Source organism: Streptomyces sp. NPDC057616 (assembly GCF_042800575.1).
Taxonomy (GTDB): domain Bacteria; phylum Actinomycetota; class Actinomycetes; order Streptomycetales; family Streptomycetaceae; genus Streptomyces.
In genome coordinates this window covers 44,102-69,906 of sequence record NZ_JBHVGU010000030.1, presented here as the reverse complement: position 1 = coordinate 69,906, position 25,805 = coordinate 44,102, and the positions used below count along the sequence as shown (strand labels likewise).

The 25,805-nt window shown below is 71.3% G+C and carries 20 protein-coding genes and 1 riboswitch; of the genes, 14 read left to right on the top strand and 6 right to left on the bottom strand.

Annotation, left to right across the window (positions count from 1 at the left end; all coding sequences use genetic code 11):
• Nucleotides 1-22: 22 nt before the first annotated feature.
• The gene (locus ACFU97_RS32115; RefSeq protein WP_384263774.1) at nt 23-466 is read right to left on the bottom strand and encodes a DUF485 domain-containing protein; all 444 of its coding nucleotides are present in this window, start codon (nt 464-466) and stop codon (nt 23-25) included.
• Nucleotides 467-691: 225 nt separating this feature from the next.
• The gene (locus ACFU97_RS32110) at nt 692-2,194 is read right to left on the bottom strand and encodes an MFS transporter (RefSeq protein WP_384263771.1); all 1,503 of its coding nucleotides are present in this window, start codon (nt 2,192-2,194) and stop codon (nt 692-694) included.
• Between the two features lie 408 nt (nt 2,195-2,602).
• On the opposite strand from ACFU97_RS32110, the gene ACFU97_RS32105 reads away from it, so the two are divergent.
• From ACFU97_RS32105 to mfd, 3 genes are all read left to right on the top strand, one after another.
• Complete coding sequence (locus ACFU97_RS32105) at nt 2,603-3,391, top strand: ABC transporter ATP-binding protein (RefSeq protein ID WP_384263768.1); 789 nt, start codon at nt 2,603-2,605, stop codon at nt 3,389-3,391.
• A complete protein-coding gene (locus ACFU97_RS32100) occupies nt 3,388-5,967 on the top strand; it encodes an ABC transporter permease (protein ID WP_384263765.1) in 2,580 nt (859 codons plus the stop codon). The genes ACFU97_RS32105 and ACFU97_RS32100 overlap by 4 nt, the downstream gene beginning before the upstream one ends.
• 262 nt (nt 5,968-6,229) lie before the next feature.
• On the top strand, nt 6,230-9,760 hold the full coding sequence (gene mfd / locus ACFU97_RS32095) for a transcription-repair coupling factor (protein ID WP_384263762.1): 3,531 nt from the start codon (nt 6,230-6,232) through the stop codon (nt 9,758-9,760).
• Between the two features lie 105 nt (nt 9,761-9,865).
• On the opposite strand, the gene ACFU97_RS32090 is transcribed toward mfd, so the two are convergent.
• A complete protein-coding gene (locus ACFU97_RS32090; protein WP_384263759.1) occupies nt 9,866-10,051 on the bottom strand; it encodes an antitoxin in 186 nt (61 codons plus the stop codon).
• Between the two features lie 189 nt (nt 10,052-10,240).
• Here ACFU97_RS32090 and ACFU97_RS32085 point away from each other — a divergent pair, with 189 nt between their 5' ends.
• Both ACFU97_RS32085 and ACFU97_RS32080 read left to right on the top strand, forming a co-directional pair.
• Complete coding sequence (locus ACFU97_RS32085) at nt 10,241-10,957, top strand: HNH endonuclease family protein (protein ID WP_384263756.1); 717 nt, start codon at nt 10,241-10,243, stop codon at nt 10,955-10,957.
• Between the two features lie 93 nt (nt 10,958-11,050).
• Nucleotides 11,051-11,794, top strand: coding sequence for a GNAT family N-acetyltransferase (locus ACFU97_RS32080; RefSeq protein ID WP_384263753.1), 744 nt, complete (start codon nt 11,051-11,053; stop codon nt 11,792-11,794).
• Between the two features lie 13 nt (nt 11,795-11,807).
• Here the strand turns inward: ACFU97_RS32080 and ACFU97_RS32075 are convergent, their stop codons facing one another.
• Both ACFU97_RS32075 and ACFU97_RS32070 read right to left on the bottom strand, forming a co-directional pair.
• Entirely contained in the window at nt 11,808-12,611 is an 804-nt protein-coding gene (locus ACFU97_RS32075; protein WP_384263750.1) for a hypothetical protein, read from the bottom strand.
• 42 nt (nt 12,612-12,653) lie between these two features.
• Complete coding sequence (locus tag ACFU97_RS32070) at nt 12,654-13,343, bottom strand: hypothetical protein (RefSeq protein WP_384263747.1); 690 nt, start codon at nt 13,341-13,343, stop codon at nt 12,654-12,656.
• Nucleotides 13,344-13,538: 195 nt separating this feature from the next.
• Here ACFU97_RS32070 and ACFU97_RS32065 point away from each other — a divergent pair, with 195 nt between their 5' ends.
• From ACFU97_RS32065 to ACFU97_RS32040, 6 genes are all read left to right on the top strand, one after another.
• Nucleotides 13,539-15,614, top strand: a complete 2,076-nt coding sequence (locus tag ACFU97_RS32065) for an N-6 DNA methylase (RefSeq protein WP_384263744.1) — start codon at nt 13,539-13,541, stop codon at nt 15,612-15,614.
• Nucleotides 15,615-15,716: 102 nt separating this feature from the next.
• Nucleotides 15,717-16,307: a hypothetical protein gene (locus ACFU97_RS32060; protein ID WP_384263742.1), complete on the top strand. Its 591-nt coding sequence runs from the start codon at nt 15,717-15,719 to the stop codon at nt 16,305-16,307.
• Nucleotides 16,308-16,345: 38 nt separating this feature from the next.
• Nucleotides 16,346-17,839, top strand: coding sequence for a protein kinase (locus ACFU97_RS32055; protein ID WP_384263919.1), 1,494 nt, complete (start codon nt 16,346-16,348; stop codon nt 17,837-17,839).
• Between the two features lie 125 nt (nt 17,840-17,964).
• Nucleotides 17,965-18,792, top strand: coding sequence for a glycoside hydrolase domain-containing protein (locus ACFU97_RS32050; RefSeq protein WP_384263739.1), 828 nt, complete (start codon nt 17,965-17,967; stop codon nt 18,790-18,792).
• Between the two features lie 156 nt (nt 18,793-18,948).
• A complete protein-coding gene (locus ACFU97_RS32045) occupies nt 18,949-19,599 on the top strand; it encodes a SurA N-terminal domain-containing protein (RefSeq protein WP_384263736.1) in 651 nt (216 codons plus the stop codon).
• Nucleotides 19,600-19,655: 56 nt separating this feature from the next.
• Complete coding sequence (locus ACFU97_RS32040) at nt 19,656-20,657, top strand: nucleoside triphosphate pyrophosphohydrolase (RefSeq protein ID WP_384263733.1); 1,002 nt, start codon at nt 19,656-19,658, stop codon at nt 20,655-20,657.
• Here the strand turns inward: ACFU97_RS32040 and ACFU97_RS32035 are convergent.
• A complete protein-coding gene (locus ACFU97_RS32035; protein ID WP_384263730.1) occupies nt 20,644-21,882 on the bottom strand; it encodes a cytochrome P450 in 1,239 nt (412 codons plus the stop codon). The two genes, ACFU97_RS32040 and ACFU97_RS32035, sit on opposite strands and share 14 nt — an antisense overlap.
• Before the next feature lie 203 nt (nt 21,883-22,085).
• Here ACFU97_RS32035 and ACFU97_RS32030 point away from each other — a divergent pair, with 203 nt between their 5' ends.
• The 3 genes from ACFU97_RS32030 (at nt 22,086) to eno (ending at nt 25,702) form a co-directional block, all read left to right on the top strand.
• Nucleotides 22,086-23,069 carry a transglycosylase family protein gene (locus ACFU97_RS32030; RefSeq protein ID WP_384263727.1) on the top strand — a complete coding sequence of 328 codons (984 nt, stop codon included), beginning with the start codon at nt 22,086-22,088 and terminating at the stop codon, nt 23,067-23,069.
• 195 nt (nt 23,070-23,264) lie between these two features.
• A riboswitch (cyclic di-AMP (ydaO/yuaA leader) is annotated at nt 23,265-23,434 on the top strand.
• 3 nt (nt 23,435-23,437) lie between these two features.
• Nucleotides 23,438-24,106, top strand: coding sequence for a transglycosylase family protein (locus ACFU97_RS32025; protein WP_384263724.1), 669 nt, complete (start codon nt 23,438-23,440; stop codon nt 24,104-24,106).
• 309 nt (nt 24,107-24,415) lie between these two features.
• Nucleotides 24,416-25,702 carry a phosphopyruvate hydratase gene (gene eno / locus ACFU97_RS32020; RefSeq protein WP_384263916.1) on the top strand — a complete coding sequence of 429 codons (1,287 nt, stop codon included), beginning with the start codon at nt 24,416-24,418 and terminating at the stop codon, nt 25,700-25,702.
• The last annotated feature ends 103 nt before the right edge of the window (nt 25,703-25,805 follow it).

The window sequence follows — 25,805 nt, the reverse complement described above, 5'->3', positions numbered from 1 at the left end:
TGGGCGTTGCCGCTGAATCCGGTCACCGTGCCGCCTCCCGCTTGGCGTCCACCTCGGACTGCTTGCGGATACGGGCCGCGATCGGGTCGACGTGGCGGCGGGCGGTGTGCTCGTAGAGCCCGATCGCCAGCCAGGTGACCGGGATCTGGGCCAGTGCGAGGACCAGCCCGGTCGGCAGGCCGTCGGCGATCTCGCTCGTCATGAACGACGGCGCGAACGCCGACAGGATCAGGAACAGCGTGAAGTAGCCGAGGGCGGTGAGGGTGGCGGTGCGGCGCTGCCAGCGGTAGGCGCCGCGCAGGATCCGCAGATCGCTGTGGTGCCCGAGGGCGGGCTCGGGCGTGCGGTGCCGCGGTGGTGGCTCGGGCGCTCTGACGGGTGGCTGCCAGGGATAGGTGGTGTCGTACCCCGGGGAGGGGTCGTGCGGCGGACGGTGCGGATAGCGCGGGGACGGTTCGTAGGACATCCCGGTGCTCCTTGCGTGGCTCGGGTCCTTGGCGGAGGACCGCAGGGAGGTGGGGGGCGTGTGGTCCCCGCACGTTACCGGCCGGTTCAAGCCTGTGGGGAGTTTTCACCAAACTGATTGGTCGGTACGCGCTTACATCGCTGACCTCGGGTGTTACCGCGATTAACTCAGATCTTTGGCGGGCCGAACCCGCTACAGAACCGGCCTGCGTGTACGCCTCGGACGTCAGTCGTCGAGCACCGGGAAGCGCCGCGGTGCCAGGAACAGCAGCACCAGGAAGGCCGCGGCGGCCGCACATCCCGCCCCGATGTACACCGCGTGCACCGCGTCCGCGATCGCCCGCCGGGTCGCCTCCGCGACCGCTCCCGAGTCCAGGCCACGCGTCACCACGTCCAGGTCGCCCACGCCGCCGAGGCGGGCGGCGAGCACGCCGTTGGCGACCGCGCCGAAGACCGAGGCGCCGATCGTCTGCCCGGTCTGGCGGCAGAAGAGGACGGACGCCGTCGTGGTGCCGCGCTCCGCCCAGCCCACCGTCGACTGCACGCCCACGATCAGCGGCAGCTGGAACAGGCCGAGGGCGGCGCCGAGCAGGAGCATCAGCAGCGTGGGCTGCCAGGCCGAGCCCGGGTAGGGCAGGAACGGGAACGCGAAGAGGATCAGCGCCGCCGTCCCGATGCCGAGCATCGCCGTGTTGCGAAAGCCGATCCTGCGGTACACGTGCTGGCTCAGCGCGGCCGACACCGGCCAGCTCAGCGTCCATACGGACAGCACGAATCCGGCCGCCACCGGCGCCAGCCCCAGCACCGACTGCGCGTACGTCGGCAGGAACACGCTGGGGGCCACCATGAGGAAGCCGAGCGCGCCCAGCGCCAGGTTCACCGCGGCGATCGTGCGGCGGCGCCACACCCAGCCGGGGATGATCGGCTCGGCCGCCCGCCGCTCGACCACCACCACGAGCGCGACGAGGGCGAGTCCCGTACCGAAGAAGGCGATCGACGGAGCCGACAGCCAGGGCCAGGCCACCCCGCCCTGCACCAGCGCCGTCAGCAGCACGCCCCCGCACGCGAACACCGCCAGCGCGCCCGCCCAGTCGATGCGCGGCCGCCCGGTCCGCTGCCGCCGGGGTTCGTGGAGATGGCGGACCACCAGCCACAGCGCCACCGCGCCGATGGGGAGGTTGACCAGGAAGATCCAGCGCCAGTCGGCGTACGCCGCCAGGATGCCGCCGATTCCGGGGCCGGCCACCGCCGACACCGCCCAGACCGTGGAGAGCTTGGACTGGATCCGGGGCCGTTCCTTCAGCGGGTACAGGTCGGCGGCCAGGGTCTGCACCGTGCCCTGCAGCGCCCCGCCGCCCAGGCCCTGCACGATGCGGAAGGCGATCAGCGCCCCCATGTTCCAGGCCGCGGCGCACAGCAGCGAGCCGAGCAGGAAGACGGCGGCGCCCGCGACCAGGACCGGCTTGCGGCCGAAGGTGTCGGAGAGCTTGCCGTAGACGGGCAGGGTCACCGTCACGGCGAGCAGATAGCCGGAGAAGAGCCAGGAGAAGACGGAGAAACCGCCGAGGTCGCCGACGATCTGGGGGACGGCCGTGGAGACGATGGTGGCGTCCAGGGCGGCGAGCGCCATCGCCAGCATCAGAGCGGCGACCACCGCTCCGCGCCGGTGCGTGTCCTTCGTGGGCTCGTCCGTCCTGGCGGCCCGTATCTCTGTGTCCCCCTGGTCCACGGGATTCCTTCCCCTTGCATCTATCTGCCGCGACCACTCTGCCACTTGACCCTCACGTCGCGGCAGGGTGGAAGGTGAGTGGGCCGGTGGGTGGACCGAACCCCTAGAGCGGCTCCACCCGTCGGTGGAGCTCCCTTAGGGGTTCCTCCGTACTACGGCTCGGGGAGGGTTCGTCCCGCCGGAGGACGAGACGGCCACAGGGCGTCCTTAACCTGGCTTTATGCCGCTGGGGGGCGGTTGACCGAACCGGCGGGGGTGGGGTTTTCCCCCGTAGAAGAGGGTGCTGGGCACCAGCGCGCGGCACCCCTCTTCGGCGACAGACTCATCGACGTAGCGCCTCACCGTTCATCCGCACAGCTCATCCGCAGGCCGGCAGGCCCATCTGCCGCCCGACATAGGAGACTTACCATGACTTCGGCCGTAACCATTCCCAGGCACGGGGGTACTGGAGGGCGTACGGCCGTTGCCGCGCGGGCGCGGCAGGTCGTCAAGGCGTACGGGTCCGGGGAGACCCGCGTCGTCGCCCTCGACCATGTCGACGTGGACATCGCCCGCGGCCAGTTCACCGCGATCATGGGCCCCTCGGGCTCCGGCAAGTCCACGCTGATGCACTGCCTCGCCGGCCTCGACACCGTGACCTCCGGTCAGATCTACCTGGACGAGACCGAGATCACCGGGCTCAAGGACAAGAAGCTCACCAAGCTGCGCCGGGACCGGATCGGGTTCATCTTCCAGGCGTTCAACCTGCTGCCGACGCTCAACGCGATCGAGAACATCACGCTGCCGATGGACATCGCCGGGCGCAAGCCCGACAAGGAGTGGCTCACGCGCGTCGTCGACACGGTCGGGCTCTCCGACCGGCTGCGGCACCGGCCCACCCAGCTCTCCGGCGGCCAGCAGCAGCGCGTCGCCGTGGCAAGGGCGCTGGCCGCCCGGCCCGAGATCATCTTCGGCGACGAGCCCACCGGAAACCTGGACTCCCGTGCGGGCGCCGAGGTGCTGGGCTTCCTGCGCCGCTCCGTCGACGAGCTCGGGCAGACCATCGTGATGGTCACGCACGACCCCGTCGCCGCCTCGTACGCGGACCGGGTGCTGTACCTCGCCGACGGCCGCATCGTCGACGAGATGCTGAGGCCGACCGCGGACGCCGTCCTCGACCGTATGAAGGACTTCGACGCCCGGGGGCGTACGTCATGACCGTCCTGAAGACATCCATGCGCAACTTCTTCGCGCACAAGGGACGCATGGCCCTCTCGGCGATCGCCGTGCTGCTGTCGGTGGCCTTCGTCTGCGGGACGCTGGTGTTCACCGACACCATGAACACCACCTTCGACAAGCTGTTCCAGGCGACCTCCTCCGACGTGACGGTGAGCGCCAAGGGCGCCTCCGACAGCGGCGAGACGACCTCCAACAACGGCCGGCCGCCGGTCATGCCGGCCTCCGTGCTCGGCAAGGTGCGCTCGGCGCAGGGCGTGAAGTCGGCGGAGGGGACCGTCTTCTCGACCTCCGTCACGGTCGTCGACGGCAAGAAGGACAACCTGTCGCCCTCCAGCGGCGCCCCGACCATCGTCGGCAGCTGGAACGGCAACGACGCCCGCACCATGAAGATCTCCTCCGGTACGGCGCCCAAGGGCCCGGACCAGGTGATGGTCGACGCCGACACCGCCGACAAGCACCACCTGCGGCTCGGTGACGAGCTCGGTGTGATCAGCGCGGTCGGCACGCACCACGCGCGGATCTCCGGCATCGCCGACTTCCAGGTCACCAACCCCGGTGCCGCGATCTTCTACCTGGACACCAGGACCGCCCAGCAGACGCTGGTCGGCAGGACCGGTGTCTACACCAACGTCAACGTCACGGCCGCCTCCGGCGTCAGCGACCCGCAGCTGAAGAACAACGTGCGCGCGGCGCTCGGCACCGGCTACAAGGTGCAGACCGCCAAGGAGACCGCCGACGCCAACCAGAAGGACGTCGAGGGCTTCATGAACGTCATGAAGTACGCGATGCTCGGCTTCGCCGGGATCGCCTTCCTCGTCGGCATCTTCCTGATCATCAACACCTTCTCGATGCTGGTCGCCCAGCGCACCCGCGAGATCGGTCTGATGCGGGCCATCGGTTCCTCCCGCAAGCAGGTCAACCGCTCCGTGCTGGTCGAGGCGCTGCTGCTCGGCTTCTTCGGCTCGGTGCTGGGGGTCGGCGCGGGTGTCGGCCTCGCCGTCGGCCTGATGAAGCTCATGGGCAAGATGGGCATGCATCTGTCGACCAGCGACCTGACGGTCGTGTGGACCACCCCGGTGGTGGGCCTGCTGCTCGGCGTCGTCGTCACCGTCCTCGCCGCCTACCTGCCCGCCCGCCGGGCCGGCAAGGTCTCCCCGATGGCCGCGCTGCGCGACGCGGGAGCCCCCGCCGACGCGCGGTCCGGGCGGATCCGCGCCCTGGTGGGCCTGGTCCTCACCGGCGCCGGCGGCTACAGCCTCTACCTGGCCGCGGGCGTGGACAAGGCGAAGGACGGCTCGCTGTGGCTCGGCCTCGGCGTGGTCCTGACGCTGATCGGGTTCGTCGTCATCGGCCCGCTGCTCGCGGGCGGCGTGGTGCGCGTCCTGGGCGCCGTGATCCTGCGGATCTTCGGCCCGGTCGGCCGCATGGCCGAGCGCAACGCGCTGCGCAACCCGCGCCGCACCGGTGCCACGGGCGCCGCCCTGATGATCGGGCTCGCGCTGGTCGCCTGCCTCTCGGTGGTCGGCTCCTCCATGGTCGCCTCCGCCACCGACCAGCTCGACAAGACCGTCGGCACGGACTTCATCGTCCAGTCCGACAGCGGGCAGCTGATCACGCCGCAGGCGGTCAGGGCCGTGAAGTCGACGCCTGGCATGCAGCGGGTCACCGAGTACCGCATGACCGAGGCCGACTACACCACCCCCGACGGCAAGACGCTCAAGAACACCGACATCACGGCGGCGGACCCGACGTACGCGACGGACCTGCGCACCAAGACGGTCGCGGGCAACCTCAAGGACGCCTACCTGCCGGACTCGATGTCGGTCCACGAGAAGTTCGCCAAGGCGCACGACGTCCACCTCGGCTCGAAGATCAGGATCGCCTTCAAGGACGGGCGGACGGCCGAGCTGACCGTCCGGGCCATCACCAGCAGCGACGGCCTGATCGACGCGGGCTCGAAGTACACGTCCATCGCCACGCTGGCCAAGTACGTGCCGGCCGACAAGATGCCGCTGGACCAGCTGGTCTTCGCCACCGCCAAGGACGGGCAGCAGGCCGCCGCGTACAAGTCGCTGAAGTCCGCGCTGCACGACTACCCGCAGTACAAGGTGCGCGACCAGACCGACTACAAGCAGGCGCTGAAGGACCAGATCGGGCAGCTGCTGAACATGATCTACGGTCTGCTGGCCCTGGCGATCATCGTCGCGATCCTGGGTGTCGTGAACACCCTGGCCCTCTCGGTGGTCGAGCGGACCCGTGAGATCGGTCTGATGCGTGCGATCGGCCTCTCCCGCCGCCAGCTGCGCCGCATGATCCGCATGGAGTCAGTGGTCATCGCCCTCTTCGGCGCCCTGCTCGGCCTCGGCCTGGGCATGGGCTGGGGAGCCACGGCCCAGAAGTTGCTCGCCCTGGAGGGCCTGAAGGTTCTGGAGATCCCCTGGCCGACCCTGATCGCCGTCTTCCTCGGCTCGGCCCTCGTGGGCCTGATCGCGGCCCTGATCCCGGCGTTCCGCGCGGGCCGGATGAACGTCCTGAACGCCATCGCCACCGAATAGGGGAGAAGGGCAGGGGGGTACGGCCACCGCATACGGGGGTTGCGGGGGAGCGCCCGGCGCCGAGGAGTCTTGGGGGACTCCTCGGCGCCGGGTTCTGCTGTGTGCGGTGCCGGGGGGCGCGGCAGCCCCGGGCACCGGTGATCGCCGTTGTCCACAGGGCGGCCGCACCCTCGCGAAGCGCGACGTACGCTGGAGAGACCCCCGGCCCGCAGCGCGCGTCGGGCGATTCGCGTTGCCCACCCCCGGACGAAAGCCGCCCCGAATGAGCCTGCACGGTCTGCTCGACGCCGTCGTCAAGGACACCGCCCTCGCGGAAGCCGTCAAGGCCGCAGCGGGCGCGGGCCGTATGCACGTCGACCTGGTCGGCCCGCCGGCGGCCCGCCCCTTCGCGGTGGCCGCGCTGGCCCGCGAGACCGGCCGCACCGTGCTGGCGGTGACGGCGACCGGCCGCGAGGCCGAGGACCTGGCCGCCGCCCTCAGGTCCCTGCTGCCGTCCGACGGCGTCGTGGAGTACCCCTCCTGGGAGACGCTCCCGCACGAGCGCCTGAGCCCGCGCAGCGACACCGTGGGCCGCCGGCTCGCCGTGCTGCGCCGCCTCGCCCACCCGAGGCCCGACGACCCCGAGACCGGCCCGGTCTCCGTCGTCGTCGCGCCCGTGCGCTCCGTGCTCCAGCCGCAGGTCAAGGGCCTCGGCGACCTGGAGCCCGTCGCCCTGAGGACGGGCAGCACCGCCGACCTGAACGAGGTGGTGGAAGCCCTCGCCGCCGCCGCGTACGCACGCGTTGAGCTCGTCGAGAAGCGCGGCGAGTTCGCCGTGCGCGGCGGCATCCTCGACGTCTTCCCGCCCACCGAGGAGCACCCCCTGCGGGTGGAGTTCTGGGGTGACGACGTCGAGGAGATCCGCTACTTCAAGGTCGCCGACCAGCGCTCCCTCGAGGTCGCAGCGCACGGCCTGTGGGCGCCGCCCTGCCGCGAGCTGCTGCTGACGGACGACGTGCGCGAGCGCGCGCGTGTCCTCGCGGAGCAGCACCCGGAGCTGGGCGAGCTGCTGGGCAGGATCGCCGAGGGCATCGCGGTGGACGGCATGGAGTCGCTGGCGCCCGTCCTGGTGGACGACATGGAGCTGCTGCTCGACGTGCTGCCCGAGGGCGCCATGACCTTCGTCTGCGACCCGGAGCGGGTCCGCACGCGCGCCGCCGACCTCGTGGCCACCAGCCAGGAGTTCCTGCAGGCGTCCTGGGCCGCCACCGCGGGCGGCGGCGAGGCGCCCATCGACGTGGGCGCGGCCTCCCTGTGGTCCATCGCGGACGTCCGGGACCGGGCGCGCGAGCTGGACATGATGTGGTGGTCGGTGTCGCCGTTCGCGGCGGACGAGGAGCTGGACGCGGACACGCTCAAGCTCGGCATGCACGCCCCCGAGACCTACCGCGGCGACACCGCCAAGGCGCTCGCCGACACCAAGGGCTGGCTCGCCGACGGCTGGCGCACGGTCTTCGTCACCGAGGGCCACGGCCCCGCCTCCCGCACCGTCGAGGTGCTGGGCGGCGAGGGCATCGCGGCCCGCCTGGACGCCGAGCTCGGAGAGATCTCCCCGTCCGTCGTGCACGTGGCGTGCGGCTCGATCGACTACGGCTTCGTGGACCCGGCCCTGAAGCTGGCGGTGCTGACCGAGACCGACCTGTCCGGCCAGAAGGCGGCCGGCAAGGACGGCGCCCGGATGCCGGCCCGCCGCCGCAAGACCATCGACCCGCTCACCCTGGAGGCGGGCGACTACATCGTCCACGAGCAGCACGGCGTGGGCCGCTACATCGAGATGGTGCAGCGCACGGTCCAGGGCGCCACCCGCGAGTACCTGGTCGTCGAGTACGCCCCCGCCAAGCGCGGCCAGCCCGGCGACCGCCTCTACATCCCCACCGACCAGCTGGAGCAGATCACCAAGTACGTCGGCGGGGAGGCACCGACCCTGCACCGCCTGGGCGGCGCCGACTGGACCAAGACCAAGGCGCGCGCCAAGAAGGCCGTCAAGGAGATCGCGGCCGACCTGATCAAGCTCTACAGCGCGCGCATGGCGGCCCCCGGACACGCGTTCGGCACGGACACCCCGTGGCAGCGCGAGCTGGAGGACGCCTTCCCGTACGCGGAGACGCCCGACCAGCTCACCACCATCGCCGAGGTCAAGGACGACATGGAGAAGACGGTCCCGATGGACCGCCTGATCTGCGGCGACGTCGGCTACGGCAAGACGGAGATCGCGGTCCGCGCCGCCTTCAAGGCCGTCCAGGACGGCAAGCAGGTCGCGGTCCTCGTGCCGACGACCCTGCTGGTGCAGCAGCACTTCGGCACGTTCAGCGAGCGCTACTCCCAGTTCCCGGTGAACGTACGGGCGTTGAGCCGCTTCCAGACCGACACCGAGGCGAAGGCCGTCCTGGAGGGGCTGCGCGACGGCTCGGTGGACGTCGTCATCGGCACCCACCGCCTGTTCTCCTCGGAGACCAAGTTCAAGGACCTGGGCCTGGTCATCGTCGACGAGGAGCAGCGCTTCGGCGTCGAGCACAAGGAGCAGCTGAAGAAGCTGCGCGCCAACGTCGACGTGCTGACGATGTCCGCGACCCCGATCCCGCGCACCCTGGAGATGGCGGTCACCGGCATCCGCGAGATGTCGACCATCACCACCCCGCCGGAGGAGCGCCACCCGGTCCTCACCTTCGTCGGCCCCTACGAGGAGCGGCAGATCGGCGCGGCCATCCGCCGTGAACTCCTGCGCGAGGGCCAGGTCTTCTACATCCACAACCGGGTCGAGTCCATCGACCGCGCGGCCTCCCGGCTGCGCGAGATCGTCCCCGAGGCCCGCATCGCGACCGCGCACGGCCAGATGTCGGAGTCGACGCTGGAGCAGGTCGTCGTCGACTTCTGGGAGAAGAAGTACGACGTCCTCGTGTCGACCACGATCGTCGAGTCCGGCATCGACATCTCCAACGCCAACACCCTGATCGTGGAGCGCGGCGACAACTTCGGCCTCTCCCAGCTGCACCAGCTGCGCGGCCGCGTCGGCCGTGGCCGCGAGCGCGGCTACGCCTACTTCCTCTACCCGCCGGAGAAGCCGCTGACGGAGACGGCCCACGAGCGCCTGGCCACCATCGCCCAGCACACCGAGATGGGCGCGGGCATGTACGTGGCGATGAAGGACCTGGAGATCCGCGGCGCCGGCAACCTACTGGGCGGCGAGCAGTCCGGGCACATCGCGGGCGTCGGCTTCGACCTGTACGTGCGGATGGTCGGCGAGGCCGTGGCCGACTACCGGGCCGCGCTGGAGGGCGGCGTCGAGGAGGAGCCGCCGCTCGAGGTCAAGATCGAGCTCCCCGTCGACGCGCACGTCCCGCACGACTACGCCCCCGGCGAGCGCCTGCGCCTGCAGGCCTACCGCGCCATCGCCTCCGCCAACACGGAGGAGGACATCAAGTCGGTGCGCGAGGAACTCGTCGACCGCTACGGCAAGTTGCCCGAGCCGGTGGAGAACCTGCTGCTGGTCGCCGGGCTGCGCATGCTCGCCCGCGCCTGCGGGGTCGGCGAGGTCGTCCTGCAGGGCAACAACATCCGCTTCGCACCGGTGGAGTTGAGGGAGTCCCAGGAACTGCGCGTCAAGCGGCTCTACCCGGGCGTCGTCGTCAAGCCGGCGGTCCACCAGGTGCTCGTGCCGCGCCCGAAGACCGCGAAGGTAGGCGGCAAGCCCCTGGTCGGACGCGAACTGCTGGGCTGGGTCGGCGAGTTCCTGACGTCGATCCTGGGGTCGTAGACCCCGGGGCGGCGGCCGGACCCCGAGAGGCCGTCCGCGTGAGCCAGGGCTCCGCGGACGGCTTCCGTTCTCAGGTTCGGGGGAGAGCTTCCGAGCCCCCGGGCACTACGGCTGCTCCGGCCTGTCCCGGTCCATGCCCATCTGGCCCTCGATCTTCTGCTGCGCGTCGTCGACCTGGCTCTCGTACTTGTTGCCGGTCCTCTCGTTGACCTTCTTCTCCGCCATGTCGGAGCCTTGCTTGGCCTTGTCCTGCATCTGGCGGTTGCTCTTGAACCTGTCGAAGATGCCCATCCAGAGCTCCTTCCGGAGTTACTCACTCTCGACATTACGTCCGTATTGCGTGGATCGACCACTTGAGTCCGAATTGGTCTGGACCTCGTGAACGACTCCGTGCGCCCTGCCGCTACGGTGTGCGCGAAGCCGTGGACGGGAAGACGCCCCCTGCAGGGGGGACTTGGGTGGCAAGGGGAGGGGCGCACCGTGAGGCGTCTGAGGGGCGGGACCGCGGCAGCAGTCGTGCTGGTGTTCGCCGTGGCCGGTTGCAAGGCGGAGACGAAGACGGGTTCCGGCGGGCCGGAGCAGACCGGGGGCGGCGGCGCCGCCCTGACGGCCGCGGAGTCGCTGACCGTGAAGGGCCGGGCGCCGAAGACGGGCTACAGCCGCGAGAGGTTCGGCACCGCCTGGGCGGACACCGACTCCAACAGCTGCGACACCCGGGACGACATCCTCAAGCGCGACCTGGAGGACGTGAGGTTCACCGGCGGCGGCTGCAAGGTGTCCTACGGCGTCCTGGCGTCGGACCCGTACTCGGGCAAGCACGTCACCTACAAGCGCGGCCGCAGCCAGGTCGACATCGACCACATGGTCGCCCTCTCCGACGCCTGGCAGAAGGGCGCGAAGTACTGGGACGCCAGCAAGCGCATAGCCCTGGCCAACGACCCGCTGAACCTCCTCGCCGTCGACGCCAGCACCAACCGCTCCAAGGGCGACGGCGACACCGCGACCTGGGTGCCGCCCAACAAGTCCTTCCGGTGCACGTACGTCGCGGCTCAGGTCGCCGTGAAGAAGAAGTACGGGCTGTGGGTGACCGGCGCGGAGAAGGCCGCGATGGAGAAGGTCCTCAGGACGTGCCCGGGGCAGAAGCTGCCCTCCGGCGGCAATCCGACGAAGGCGCCGAGCCGCTTCCGCGCGAACTGACGCGAACCGGAGCCGGCCGCGGCGCATCGTCGCGGGGCGGCGCGGCGCGAAAACGCGGTGTCCCGTCGTGCCGTGCCCGCCTACGGTGACCGCATGGAGCTGAAGGTGTCGAGCCTCGCCGAACGTCCCGAGATGTTCGGGCCGGTCGTGCGGATGGACAACAGCTGGCCCGAGTTCGTGAAGCACGACCCCGTCGGCGACGCCCACTACGGACGGATCGCCGCCGAACTGCCGGAGTACGTCCTGTTCGCCGTGGACGAGCGGGACCAGGTCCTCGCCCACGCCTACAGCGTGCCCTTCGTCCTCGCCGCCGAGGGCCGCGGCGCCCTGCCGGCCCGTGGCTGGGACCAGGTGCTCGGGTGGGCCTTCGAGGACCTGCGCGGCTCGGCCCGCCCCGACACCGTCAGCGCCATCGCGATCGTCGTCGCTCCGCACGTCCAGGGGCGTGGCCTGTCCGCGCGGATGCTCTCCGCGCTGCGCGACAACGCCCGCAGCCTCGGTTTCGGCGAGGTCGTCGCCCCGGTGCGCCCGAGCGCCAAGCACCTCGAACCGCACACCCTGATCGAGGAGTACGCGCACCGGGTGCGGGCGGACGGGCTGCCGCACGACCCCTGGCTGCGCGTGCACGCCCGCGCGGGAGCCCGCATCGAGTGCGTGGCCCCCGCCTCGATGACCGTCTCCGGCTCCCTGGCCGAGTGGCGCGGCTGGACCGGGCTGCCCTTCGACGTCCGGGGGGACGTCGAGGTGCCCGGTGCGCTGGTGCCGGTGCGCTGCGAGCCGGAGCGGGGTTATGCCGTGTACGTCGAGCCCAATGTGTGGATGCGGCACGCCCTTTGAGGGCGTGGGCGGTTCAGCCGCCCAGCGCGTCCAGGTCCAGGATCTTCCCGGCGGGCTTCTGCGCCGGAACCGGCTTCTCGAAGTCGCCGAAGGTGATGGAGCCCGGGTCCTTCGCGGTGCTGTCCAGGCGCAGCAGGTACGGCCTGCCCTCGGTGGCGACGTACATCGTGTAGCGGTCCTTGCCGTCCTTCACCTTCAGTACGGCCGCGGTCGCGCCGTCGACCTGCGCCGTGCCGGCCCGGGTCGCGGTGGGGTCGGCCGTGCCGCCGGAGGAGCCGTCCGAACCGACGTCCTCGGCGCCGCCGAGCACCGTGTTCAGGTCGCAGAAGCTCGCGATGTCCTTGGCGTCGGAGCCCTTGGCGGACATCTTGGTCCACTTCCCGGCGAGCAGGGAGACGGCCGCGTCGACGTCCGCCTTGGACTCGCCCTTGCTCTGCTCGCGCAGGAACGCCTCGTCGTACTTCATGTAGACGGTGTCGCCGGTCTTGATCAGGTCGGTCTTGCCCTGAGCGCCCATGCCGAGCGTGCCGGCGCACTCGTTCTTCTTGTTCAGGGCCATGTCGATCCGGATGGTGCCGTCGCTCTCGTCGTCCTGGATGGTGCCCTTCATCCGGAGCGAGGAGGCGCCGGTGGTGGCCTTCATGGCCCGGTCGCCGATCTCGTCGGCGCTCAGACCGGCGAACGGCTCCTTCGGCTTGCTCGACGCGGCCGTGGCGGACGCCTTGCCGTCGGCCTTGTCCTGGCCGGACTGGCAGCCGACGAGAGCTGTGGTGGCCGCGGCGGCGAGGCAGACGGCGGCAAGTGCGGTGCGACGCATGGCAATTCCTTGGTGGAGATCGAAGTGAGGTGAGGTGGGAGGTCAGCCGGTCTTCTGCCAGTCGTGGCAGCCGGTCGTCTTGAAGTAGGCGTCCGAGGAGCTGATCGTGACGACGGCCGTACCGGTCACGTTGTTGTTCGCGATGATCGAACCGAGCGAGTGCCCGGCGTCCTTGGTCCGCTCCCAGTAGCAGGAGCCGTCCGCGTTGCCGGTCGACCGGTAGGTGCCGGGCGCGACGTCCGAGCCGACTCTGAACATCCCGCCGTCGCCGGCCATCCGGGCCGCGGGCGTGCCCTTGGCCTTGGCCGTGAGGCCGACGGCCTCCCAGTCCTTGCAGCCGGTGGACTTGAAGAGCTTGTCGGTGGCCTTCACGGTGACGTAACTGGTGCCGCTGACATTGTCGTTGGCCAGGATCGAGTCCATCTCGCCCTTGGCGTCCTTGGCCCGCTCCCAGTAGCACATGCCGTCGCTGTTGCCGGTGGTGCGGTAGGTGCCGGGCTTGACGTCCGTGCCCACCCGGAAGTCGCCGTCGCCGGCGAAAGCGGCCTTCTTCGCGGCGGCCGCCTTCTTGCCGGAACCCGTGCCGGAGCCGGAACCCGTGCTGTGCCGGGCGGACGCCGAGGAGTCCTTGCCGGAGCCGCCGTCGCCGTTCCCGCCGCCGTTGGCCGACGCGACACCGATGATCACGACCCCCACGACGGCGCCCAGCGCGATCTTGCCCTTCATGCCCATGGCTGTGTCCCCCCTCGGACAGCGGCCGCCGCCCTTCGGCGTCCGCTCGTTCGCTGGGTCAATAACAGCAGAGCGTGTGAACCGAGTCAACACGATTCACGGATTCGGGAATGTACACGGTCGTGAACCCGTAGATCTTGCGTACGTCGGTATGCTCACCTCACACACGGTGGAGGGCGACGAGGGGAGCCGCCGGTGCAGGACAACGCGACAGAGGTGACCGCCGCCGGGATCGCGCGGCTCGCCGGGGTCGGCCGCGCCGCCGTCAGCAACTGGCGCCGCCGGCACGCCGACTTCCCCAAGCCGGTCGGCGGCACCGAGACCAGCCCGGCCTTCGCGCTGGCCGAGGTGGAGGCGTGGCTGCGTGAGCAGGGCAAACTCGCCGAGGTCCCGCTGCGGGAGCGGGTCTGGCAGCAGCTCGCCGGACACCCCGAGGGCCCCGTCACGGCACTGACCCACGCCGCCTGCGTCCTGCTGCTCATCCACGCCCGGCCCACCGCGTGGCTGAAGGTGAGCGCGGGCCCGGACGAGCAGCTGGCCGCGCGGCTGCCCCAGGCGCTGGAGGAGGTGCTCGCACCGCGGTTCGGATCGGAGCCCGCTGTGAACACCCCGCCCGCCGTTCATGCCCCGGCCGCGCCCCGGCTCCTGCCGTCCGTGCCGCTCCTGCCGTCCGTGCCGCTCCTGCCGTCCGTACCCCTCCTGCGCGGTGTCGCCGAGCTCGCCGCCGAGACGGGGGCGCGGCAGACCTTCGAGTTCCTGCTGGGCCGGCACCTCGACGCCAATCCGCGCCAGTACACGCTGACCCCCGCCGACCTGGCGGGTCTGATGGCCGACCTCGCCGGGCCCGCCCGTACCCTCCTCGACCCGGCCTGCGGCACCGGCGCCCTGCTGCGCGCCGTCGCCCCCCGCCCCGGCCAGGAGCTGTACGCCCAGGACAGCGCCCCCGAACTGGCCGTGCTCACCGCGCTCCGGCTCGCCCTGCACACCCCGGCCGCCGTGCGCGCCGCCGCGGGCGACACGCTGCGCGCCGACGCCTTCCCCGGCCTGCGCGCCGACGCCGTCCTGTGCCATCCGCCGTTCAACGAACGCAACTGGGGTCACGACGAACTCGCCTACGACCCTCGCTGGGAGTACGGCTTCCCGGCCCGCAACGAGTCCGAACTGGCCTGGGTGCAGCACGCCCTGGCCCGCCTGCGGGACGGCGGCACCGCCGTGCTCCTCATGCCGCCCGCCGCGGCGTCCCGCCGCTCCGGCCGCCGCATCCGTGCCGACCTGCTGCGCCGCGGCGCGCTGCGCGCCGTCGTCGCGCTGCCCCTCGGGGCGGCGCCGCCGTACAACATCCCGCTGCACCTGTGGGTGCTGCGGCGGCCCGAACGGGCGCCCGCACAGCCGGAGTTGCTGCTCGTGGACACCGGACAGCACGCCACCGAGGGGCGCGGCGGGCCCGACTGGCGGGCGGTGCGCGAGAGCGTCCTCGACACCTGGCGCGCCCACGACCGCACGGGCACGCTGAAGGAGCGGCCGGGGCTCGCCCGCTCCCTGCCTGTCATCGACCTGCTCGACGACGACGTCGACCTCGCCCCGGCCCGGCACCTGCCGCCCCCGGCGGCGGCCGACGGCGCGGGCGCCCTCACCGCCGTACGCGAACGCCTCGGTGAGACCCTGCGGCTGTCCGCCGACCTCACCCCGCCGCCCGCCGGCTCCGCCTCCGCGCGCTGGCCGCTGACCACGGTCGGCGAACTCGCGCGCGGGGGAGCCCTGGTGATGCGCACCGGCGGAACCGGCGGCCACGCGCGCGTGCCCGTGCTCACCGACCACGACGTACTCGCCGGCACGGCACCCTCCGGGGCGCTGCCCGAGAGCGACGACGAGGCCGTGCTGACCGAATCGGGCGACGTGGTCGTGCCGGTGCTCGGCGGCGGCTCGGTGGCGCGCGTGATCGACGACGCGACCGGCGGGGCCGCCCTGGGGCGCAACCTCGTGCTGCTGCGTCCCGATCCCGCCGCGCTCGACCCCTGGTTCCTCGCCGGCTTCCTGCGCGGCACCGCCAACAACCGCCAGGCCAGCAGTTATGCGTCCACGGCCACCCGTCTCGACGTGCGCCGCCTCCAGCTGCCCCGGCTCCCGCTGGACGAACAGCGCCGCTACGGCGCCCGCTTCCGTGCCCTCGACGAGTTCGAGCGCGCCCTCAGACAGGCGGGCCGGCTGGGGGAGCAGCTCGTACGCGGGATGTACGACGGGCTGACGGACGGGACGGTCGCGCCGGACTGAGCCGGACAACGGTTCGGTACAACCCGTGACCGGTTGTCCTTGTCGGCCTATACGCTCGGACACAGCATCTGTGTTCGTCCCATCAGGTCCCCAGGAGCAGCCATGCAGGGCCCCGGCTATGCCCCGCCGCCGCAGCGTCGACCCTCGACCGGGGTGCTGGTCCTGCTGCGCGTGATCTTCGTGGCGGTGGCGATCCTCAGCATCGGGTTCCTGTCCTGGGTGGCCACGCTGCGGGCCGCGATCGTGACCCGCAAGCGCGGCGACTGGTGGGTCTTCGGCGGTTCGCTGGCGGTCCTCGGCGTCAGTTTCGGCCTGCTCGCCACCGACAACACCGACGACTTCAGCACGCCCAAGGGCAACGCGGGCATGATCATCCTGCTGCTCAACGCCGCGGCCTGCGCGGGCTACTACCTGTACGCGGACATACGCCACTTCCGGCCCTACCCCGCCGGCTACGCGGCGCCCCCGGCCCACGGCATGGGCTACGGCTACCCGCAGCCCCCGTCGCCGTACGCGGCCACCGTCCCGCAGACGCCGGCCGGCCCCGTGCCCGCCCCCGGGCCCCACACGCCCGTGCCGCCCCCTCCGCCGCAGCGCCCCGCCCCCGCCCGTATCGACCAGGTGCGCGCGGAACTCGACGAGCTCAGCGACTACTTGCGCAAGCACCCCGGCAACCCTGAGGGCGGAAGGTGAGCGTGACGACAGGGCGTGTCGTCGCCGGCCGGTATGCGCTGTCCACGCTCATCGGGCAGGGCGGCATGGGCCAGGTGTGGACGGCCTACGACCAGCGGCTCGACCGGCGCGTGGCGGTGAAGCTGCTGCGCCCCGACAAGGTGGCGGGCCAGGAGGCCGACGAGCTGCGCCGCCGCTTCGTGCGCGAGTGCCGGGTGACCGCGCAGGTCGACCACCCGGGCCTGGTCACGGTGCACGACGCGGGCAGCGAGGGCGAGGAGCTGTTCCTCGTCATGCAGTACGTCGACGGCGCCGACCTCTCCGACCACCTCGCCGAGCACGACCCCTACCCCTGGCAGTGGGCGGTCGCGGTCGTCGCGCAGCTGTGCGCGGTGCTCAGCGCCGTGCACGCCGTGCCGATCGTCCACCGCGACCTCAAGCCGCGGAACGTGATGGTGAAGCAGGACGGCACCGTCACGGTTCTCGACCTCGGCGTCGCCTCGGTGATGGACACCGACACCACGCGCCTGACCCACACCGGCTCGCCCATCGGCTCGCCCGCCTACATGGCGCCCGAGCAGGCCATGGGCGGCGCGGTCGGCCCGTACACCGACCTGTACGCGCTCGGTGTGCTGCTGCACGAACTCCTCAGCGGCGACGTCCCGTTCGCGGGCTCGACGGCGCTCGGTGTGCTGCACCGGCACCTGTACGAGCCGCCGGTGCCCGTGCGCCGGCTGCGCCCCGAGGTGCCCGAGGCCCTCGAGGCGCTCGTGCTGCGGCTGCTCGCCAAGGACCCGCTGCACCGCCCGGCCTCCGCGCAGGAGGTCTACGAGCACCTGGAGCTGCTCCTGCCCGCGCGCGGGACGCCCACGGGCGCGCCGCTGGACCCCACGCGTCCCTTCCTGCGTCCGCACGCACCCTGGCCGGATCGCGCCCGCACGCCCGCGCCCCAGCCCGCCCCGGTCGCACCGGCGGTGGAGAAGGCCGAGAAGCCGGACGTCGCCCGTGCCGTCGACGAGGTCAAGCGCCTGCTGGGCGAGGGCCGCATCACCCAGGCCGTCGACATCCTCGGCGCGATCCTGCCCGCCGCCGCCGAACAGCACGGCGAGCACTCGCCGGTGGTCCGCACGCTGCGCAAGCAGTACGCCGCGACCCTCATGGACGACGGCCAGTACCGCCGCGCGCTGCCCGAGCTGCGCCGCCTCGCCGACGAGCGCGCCGCCGAGGCCGGCCAGGCCGACCCCCAGTCGCTCCGCTTCCGCTACGAGGCCGCCCAGTGCCTGGAGTCCCTGGGCGAACCGGCGGCCGCTTTGGCCGAGTACCGCGCGCTGCTGCCGTACTACGAGAACCAGTACGTGGCCGGCGACCCCGAGCTCTCCCACGACGTCCGCCGCCGCATCGGCCTGCTGCTGCTCGCCCTCGGCGACCGCCCGGCCGCCCACGACACCCTGGCCCGCCTGCTGATGGACGTGGAGCGACTGCGCGGCCCCGGCCACCCGCTCGCGGTGGAGGTCCGCCGGACGCTGCAGTGGCTGGGACAGGTGCGCGGCTAGGTTTTGCCGTTCCCTGGGGGACTCTTGTGATCTTCAGGGGTTTGCGTTTCCCGAACGCTTGACCGGCGCGGGATAGGTTGCGGTTCGTTTTCGCCGCGCAACGCACAACCAGGGGTGGGGTATTCATGGCCGGGCATCGGCAGTCGAAGAAGCGCAGATACATCACGTGGGGCGCCGCTGGTGCCGCCGTCGTCGCCGGAGCCGGGCTCGCCGCGCAGTCCTCCATGGCCGCCACCACCTGGCCCGCGCAGAAGACCTACACCGGCCGCGCCTTCGACACCTGCGCCGCGCCCTCCCTCTCCGCCATGAAGGCGTGGCACGGCGGCCTCTACGGCGCCGCCGCCGTCTACGTCGGCGGGAAGAACCGCGGCTGCTCGCAGCCCAACCTCACCGCCTCCTGGGTGAAGTCGGTCGCCACGGCCGGCTGGAAGCTCATCCCGATCTACGTCGGCGCGCAGCCGCCCTGCCAGTCCGGCTCCAACCCGGAGAAGCTCACCGCCACCACGGCCTCCACGCTGGGCAGGAGCGACGCCGACGACGCCGTCTCGAAGGCCTCGGCGCTCGGCATGAAGGCCGGCAGCCCGATCTACCTGGACATGGAGTCGTACGACATCACGAACACGTCGTGCAACAACGCCGTGCTCACCTATGTCCGCGCCTTCGACAAGGAGCTGCGCGTCAAGGTGTACCGCGCGGGCTACTACGGCTTCACCAGCTCCAGCGCCAAGGCGATCGCCAACGCCACCGACAAGACGGACCTGCCGGGCAACCTCTGGTACGCGCTGTGGGACAAGCAGAACACCACGACCGCGGACTGGCCGTTCGGCGCGACCCAGTTCACGGACCACAGCCGCGGCCACCAGTACCTGGTCAACAGCAAGGAGACGCGCAACGGCTACACGATCACCGTGGACCGCGACGCCTGGGACGGGCCGGTGGCCATCACGGGCTGACGCCCGCACGCGCGCGTGCACGCGTCGGGGGAGGGGACGGTGCCCGAAGTCGCGGTGAATCGTTGGTCGAATGGGTTGGCCAGAGCCTGGCCGCTGCATACCATCGATCACCGCAAGACTTTGTGCACCGTCGCACAATCTCCTCGGGAGGCTTCCTTGCACCGCCGCCGTCGCTCCGCGCTCGTCCTCACCGCCGCGATCGCCGCCGCGGCTCCCCTGCTCACCGCATGCGGAAGCGACGCGCATCCCGGCGCGGCCGCCGTGGTCGGCGGACAGCGGATCACCGTGGCACAGCTGGAGAACCGGGTGAACGAGGTGCGCACGGCGCAGCGCGCGGCCGTCAAGGACGACGCCCAGTACCAGCAGGCCGTCTCGCAGACCAGCTCCCTGACCCGCGACACCCTGCACAGCATGGTGCTCGACCGGGTGCTGCACCGGGCCGCCCAGGACGCGGACATCACGGTCACGCCCAAGGAGATCCAGCAGATGCGCACCGGCCTGGAACAGCAGGTCGGCGGCGCCAAGGCGCTCGAGACGGCCTGGCTCCAGCAGTACGGCGTCGCGCCCGGCCGCCTGGACGACAACCTCCGCCTCCAGCTGGAGGCGCAGAAGCTCGCGCAGAGCCTTGGCACCGACACCAGCAAGCCGCCCTTCTGGAACGCCCTGTCCAAGGCGTCCAAGGAGCTGCACGTCGACCTGAACCCGCGCTACGGCGCCTGGGACGTCCAGCAGAGCAGCCGCGTCGACGCCAAGACGCCATGGGTGCGCGAGGTCACGACGACCGGGACGCAGCAGCAGCCGGCGTAACCCCCTGCCTGTGGACAACCCGCGGTGCGGTCGGTGGCGTGGGTTACGTTCGGATCGTGCACGCAACCAGCTCCGCGGAGTCTCCCGGCCGCATCGTCCTGCTCACCACCAGCCACCGAGTCGCACCCGGCCTGCTGTCCTGGCCCGCCTGGCAGGCCCTGCACGCCGCCGACCGCGTGCTGTGCGCGGACGGCGCGCATCCGCAGCTGCCGTATCTGCGCGAGGCCGGCATAGCGGTCGCCGAGGACGCGCCCACCGCCGAGGAGCTGGTCGGCGCGTGCGAGGGCGGGCACACGGTCGTGGTCGTGGCGACGGGCGAGGGCGAGCCCGCGCTCACCGACGGCCTGGCGCGCCTCGCGGGCTCCGGTCGCGTGCGGATGCCGGAGCTGGAGCTGCTCCCCGCCTCCTACGACCTGCCGGGCGCCCGCCTGCTCGACCTCGTCCAGGTCATGGACCGCATCCGCGCCGAGTGCCCGTGGTCCTCCCGCCAGACCCACAAGGGCCTGGCGAAGTACGGCATCGAGGAGGCCTACGAACTCGTCGAGGCGATCGAGGACGGCGACCGCGACGAACTGCGCGAGGAGCTCGGCGACGTCCTGCTCCAGGTGGTCTTCCACTCCCGTATCGCCGAGGAGGACCCGGACGCGCCCTTCTCCGTCGACGACGTCGCCGCCGGCATCGTCGCCAAGCTCATCCACCGCCACCCCCATGTCTTCGGGGACGAGACCGCCTCGACGCCCGAGGAGGTCAAGGAGCACTGGCTGCGCACCAAGGCGGTGGAGAAGCAGCGCACCTCGGTCACCGAGGGCGTCCCCCTGGGCCAGCCGGGCCTGGCCCTCGCCGCGAAGCTGGCCTCCCGTACCCGGACGGCGGGCCTGGACGTCCCCCTGCCCCGGTCCGAGGGCATCGGCTACGAGCTGCTGGCCCTGGCGGTCCGCGCCGAGTCCGAGGGCGTGGACCCGGAGGCGGCACTGCGCGCGGCGGCCCGCGCCTACCGCGACGCGATCAGGCGGACCGAGGACGGCGCCCGCCGGGACGGGCCCGTCAGCCAGGGGTGAAGCGCACGGGCAGCTCCCGCAGCCCTCGCATGATGAGCCCGCCGCGCCAGCGCAGGTCGGCCGGGTCGGCGGCGAGTTCGAGGTCGGGCAGGCGGCGCAGCAGCGTCTCCAGCGCGGTCCGGGCCTCCAGCCGGGCCAGGGGGGCGCCGAGGCAGTAGTGGATGCCGTGGCCGTAGCCGAGGTGCTGGTTGTCGCGGCGGGCCAGGTCGAGGGTGTCCGGCCCGGTGAAGCGGGCCGGGTCGCGGTCCGCCGCCGCGAGGACGACCAGCACGGGGTCGCCGGTGGCGATGGACTGCCCGCCGATGGTGAGGGGTTCGGTGGCGAAGCGCCAGGTGGCCAGCTCCACGGGGCCGTCGTAGCGGAGCAGTTCCTCCAGGCCGGTGTCCAGCAGTTCCGTCTCGCCCCGCTCGACGGACTCCTGGAGCAGGGCCCGCTGCCCGGGGTTGCGCAGCAGCGCGTACATGCCGTTGCCGATGAGGTTGATGGTCGTCTCGAAGCCGGCGAACAGGAGCACGAAGCACATCGCGGCGGCCTCGTTCTCGGTGAGGTGCTCGCCGTGGTCGGAGGCGCGGATGAGGCCGGAGATCAGGTCCTCGCCGAGGTCGCCGCGCTTGCGGTGGATGAGCTCCGCGAGATAGCCGCGGATCTTCTTCACCGAGCGGGCGACCCCGCCGCGCGGTCCGCCGCCGTGCCGGATCATCATCCCCGCCCAGTCCCGGAAGTCGTCCTGGTCCTCGCGCGGCACCCCGAGCAGGTCGCAGATGGCGTGGATGGGCAGGGGGAAGGCGAACTCGTGGATCAGGTCGGCCTCGCCCCGCGCCGCGAACCGGTCGATGAGGTCGTCCGTCAACTCCTGCACCCGGGGCGTGAACTCGGCCACCCGGCGCGGGGTGAACGCCTTGGAGACGAGACGGCGCAGCCGGGTGTGGTCCGGCGGGTCGATGTTGAGCAGATGCGTCATCAGGTTGGCGCTGCGCTCGCCCGGGATGCCGGTCCGGCTCTTGCCCTGCGCGTCCTCGGCGTGGTGGTCGGGGTTCTTCGACAGCCGCCCGTCGGCGAGCGCCTGACGTGCGTCGGCGTAGCGGGTGACCAGCCACGCCTCGACCCCGCTGGGCAGCTTCGTCCGGTGGACGGGGGAGTGCTCGCGCAGCCAGGCGTAGGCCGGATAAGGGTCCGAGGCGAACTCCCAGGTGAAGAGTTCGGGTGCGGAGTTCGGGACGTTCACGGCACGACGGTATCGGGACCGGCCGGCGCTCGCGCCGCCGCCTTGAACCGGTCAAAGATGACACGCCTTCAACTATGTGATCTTCACGTGATCTACGCGGCATTAACTTGTGACAAGTGATCGTCAGCCGATACGTTCACCCACCAGTGCGCTGCCCAGATCCTGCGCCGCGCCGGTCAATGCTGTCTCCGAAAGGCCTCTGCATGCTCTCCGGGAACGGTCGACACCGTCGCCCCCGTCAGGCTCCCGCCATCATCGTCGCGGCCGGGGTGACCGGCTCCGCGATCGCCATCCCGCTGCTCGCCGCATCCGGCGCGAGCGCCGCCGACGGCGGCAGCACCTGGGACAAGGTGGCGCAGTGCGAGACCGGCGGAGCCTGGAGCCAGGACAGCGGCAACGGTCTCTACGGCGGCCTGCAGCTGAGCCAGGACGACTGGGACAAGTACGGCGGTCTCGACTACGCGACCCGGCCCGACCTCGCCAGCCGCAACCAGCAGATAGCCGTCGCCCAGAAGGTCCTGGCGGACCAGGGCGTGGGCGCGTTCCGCACCTGCGGCCTGACCACCGGGCTGAGCAAGGACTCCGACTCGGCGGACATCGACACCGGGGTGCTGGGCGGCGGCAGTGACTCGTCCGACTCCGGCGACTCCGGCAGCTCCTTCGGTCTGTCCAACTCCTCGGGCAACTCCTCGTCCGACTCCTCCGGTGAGTCGTCTTCGTCGGATTCGTCCGGCGGTTCCCTCCTGGACTCGTCCTCCAGCCCGTCCCCCTCGACCTCCACCGACAAGACGGACAACTCGGCCGAATCTACTGCATCTGCCTCGCCGTCCGACTCCCCGTCCCGTCGCGTCCCGAGCGCCTCGCAGGGGGGCGAAAGCTCCCCCACCGAGCGGGCGAAGACGGACGACTCGGACAACTCGCAGCAGTCCGCGGGCTCTTGGAGTCTGGTCGACACCGGTGCGCTCGGCAGCGGCCGTCATCGCGGCGCGAGCGCCGACGAGACCGAGACCGACGGCCACGCGGCCGGCACCTACACCGTCCGCGCCGGCGACACCCTCGCGTCCATCGCCGACTCCCGTGACGTGCGCGGCGGATGGCGCGCGCTCTACGACGCGAACAAGAAGGCCATCGGCAGCGACCCGAACCAGATCTCGGCCGGTCAGACCCTGCGTCTCGGTAGCGAATAGGGCGAAAATTAACGGGAGTTCACGTCACATTTCGCCGCGGAATGTCCGGTTTGGTGAAAGTGTGGGATGAGTCTCAGAAGCCCTGATCGTCTTTGAATTTCCGCGGATCGCGTGTCTACGGTCTACACCGCTCGTCAACACGAGCCCCGTCTGCCGCAACGCCGAATCCTGCCAGCGGCCGTACGGGAACAGTCGTCGCGTCATGCGCCGTAGGCAGGAGCGGGGGACCCAAGGTAAGTGCCCCACCGGGAAGTTGCCGGTGGCGGCTTGGGGTGTAGCCGTGCCGAGCGAGAGCGAGGCACGACCGGGCAACTCAACCGGCCCGAACCCGACAGCTCACCTCGCAGGCGTCGGTGAGGGGATCAACCATGCTGTTTTCCCGCCAGGGCAAGCACCGTCGTCCTTCCAAGGCCACCAGGGCCGCCGCGTTCGCCGGCCTCACCGGTGTCGCCATCGCCGCCCCGCTGATGGCAGCGGGCAACGCCTCCGCCGCGACCGCCTCCGAGTGGGACAAGGTCGCCCAGTGCGAGTCGGGCGGCAACTGGTCCATCAACACCGGCAACGGCTACTACGGCGGTCTGCAGTTCTCCGCCTCCACCTGGGCCGCGTACGGCGGCACCGCCTACGCCCCGCAGGCCAACCAGGCCAGCAAGGCGCAGCAGATAGCCGTCGCCGAGAAGGTTCTCGCCGCCCAGGGCAAGGGCGCCTGGCCGGTCTGCGGCACGGGCCTGTCCGGCGCCGCCTACAACGGCGCCGCCGCCTCGAAGCCGAGCACCACCACCCACTCCGAGTCGCAGGCCGCCTCCCGCTCCTCCGAGCGCCCGGCCGCGAAGTCGCAGAAGACCGTCACCACCCCGACCGGCAAGAAGGTCAAGAAGGGCGACGGCGAGTACAAGGTCGTCAAGGGCGACACCCTGAGCTCCATCGCCACCAAGCACCACGTGGCCGGCGGCTGGTCGAAGCTGTTCAAGCTGAACAAGGACATCGTCCAGGACGCCAACCTGATCTACCCGGGCCAGCAGCTGCACCTCAAGTGACAGCGGGCCGGTAGCCGGACCACAGCGCCCTGACAGCCGTGTCCTCCAGCATGGAGGACACGTGAGGGGCCGCCCCCGTCCCCACGGTCTCCCCGCCTCGGTGCGTGTTCCCCCGTACGCACCGGGGCGGGGTTCTTTCGTGCGCGTGCGCGCGTGCTTTCGTGCGGGTTTTTGTTCCGTTCGGAAACAATTTACTCTCGGTTCTGCTCAAGGGGTGGGCGACCGGCTGGCCGATCGGCCCCGGGCGGTTAGGCTCGTCTCGCAGAGCCACCGCGCTACTGCCGTAGCCGCGTCACATCCATGAAGGAGATGCTCGTGCCGTCCATCGACGTCGTCGTAGCCCGGGAAATCCTGGACTCCCGAGGCAACCCCACGGTCGAGGTCGAGGTCGGCCTCGACGACGGCAGCACGGGTCGTGCCGCCGTCCCGTCCGGCGCCTCCACGGGCGCCTTCGAGGCCATCGAGCTCCGCGACGGCGACCCCAACCGCTACCAGGGCAAGGGTGTCGAGAAGGCCGTCCTCGCCGTGATCGAGCAGATCGGCCCGGAGCTGGTCGGCTACGACGCCACCGAGCAGCGCCTGATCGACCAGGCGATGTTCGACCTGGACGCCACCGACAACAAGGGCTCGCTCGGCGCCAACGCCATCCTCGGCGTCTCCCTGGCCGTCGCCCACGCCGCCTCCGAGGCCAGCGACCTCCCGCTCTTCCGCTACCTCGGCGGCCCGAACGCGCACCTGCTCCCCGTGCCGATGATGAACATCCTGAACGGCGGCTCGCACGCCGACTCCAACGTGGACATCCAGGAGTTCATGATCGCCCCGATCGGCGCGGAGTCCTTCTCCGAGGCGCTGCGCTGGGGCACCGAGGTCTACCACACCCTCAAGAAGGTGCTGAAGAGCAAGGGCCTGGCCACCGGCCTCGGCGACGAGGGCGGCTTCGCCCCGAACCTCGGCTCCAACCGCGAGGCCCTGGACCTCATCCTCGAGGCCATCAAGGAAGCCGGTTACGCCCCCGGCGAGCAGATCGCCCTCGCGCTCGACGTCGCCGCCTCCGAGTTCTACAAGGACGGCAAGTACCTCTTCGAGGGCAAGGAGCGCTCCGCCGCCGAGATGACGGAGTACTACGAGGAGCTCGTGGCGGCCTACCCGCTCGTCTCCGTCGAGGACCCGCTGTTCGAGGACGACTGGGCCGGCTGGAAGGTCCTCACCGACAAGCTGGGCGACAAGGTGCAGATCGTCGGCGACGACCTGTTCGTCACCAACCCGGAGCGCCTGGCCCGCGGCATCGACGACGGCGCCGCCAACGCACTGCTCGTCAAGGTCAACCAGATCGGCTCGCTGACCGAGACCCTGGACGCCGTGGAGCTGGCCCAGCGCAACGGCTTCAAGTGCATGATGTCCCACCGCTCCGGCGAGACCGAGGACGTCACCATCGCCGACCTCGCCGTCGCCACCAACTGCGGCCAGATCAAGACCGGCGCCCCGGCCCGCTCCGAGCGCGTCGCCAAGTACAACCAGCTGCTGCGCATCGAGGAGATCCTCGACGACGCCGCGGTCTACGCGGGCCGCAGCGCCTTCCCCCGCTTCAAGGGCTGACCAACTTCGGGGGTCCTTCGGGACCCTTCGGAGTCAAGCCCTCGCCAGTCGTACGTACGTCCCCGTACCGGTCCCGTACCGTGTGCGGGGACGTACGCACGTG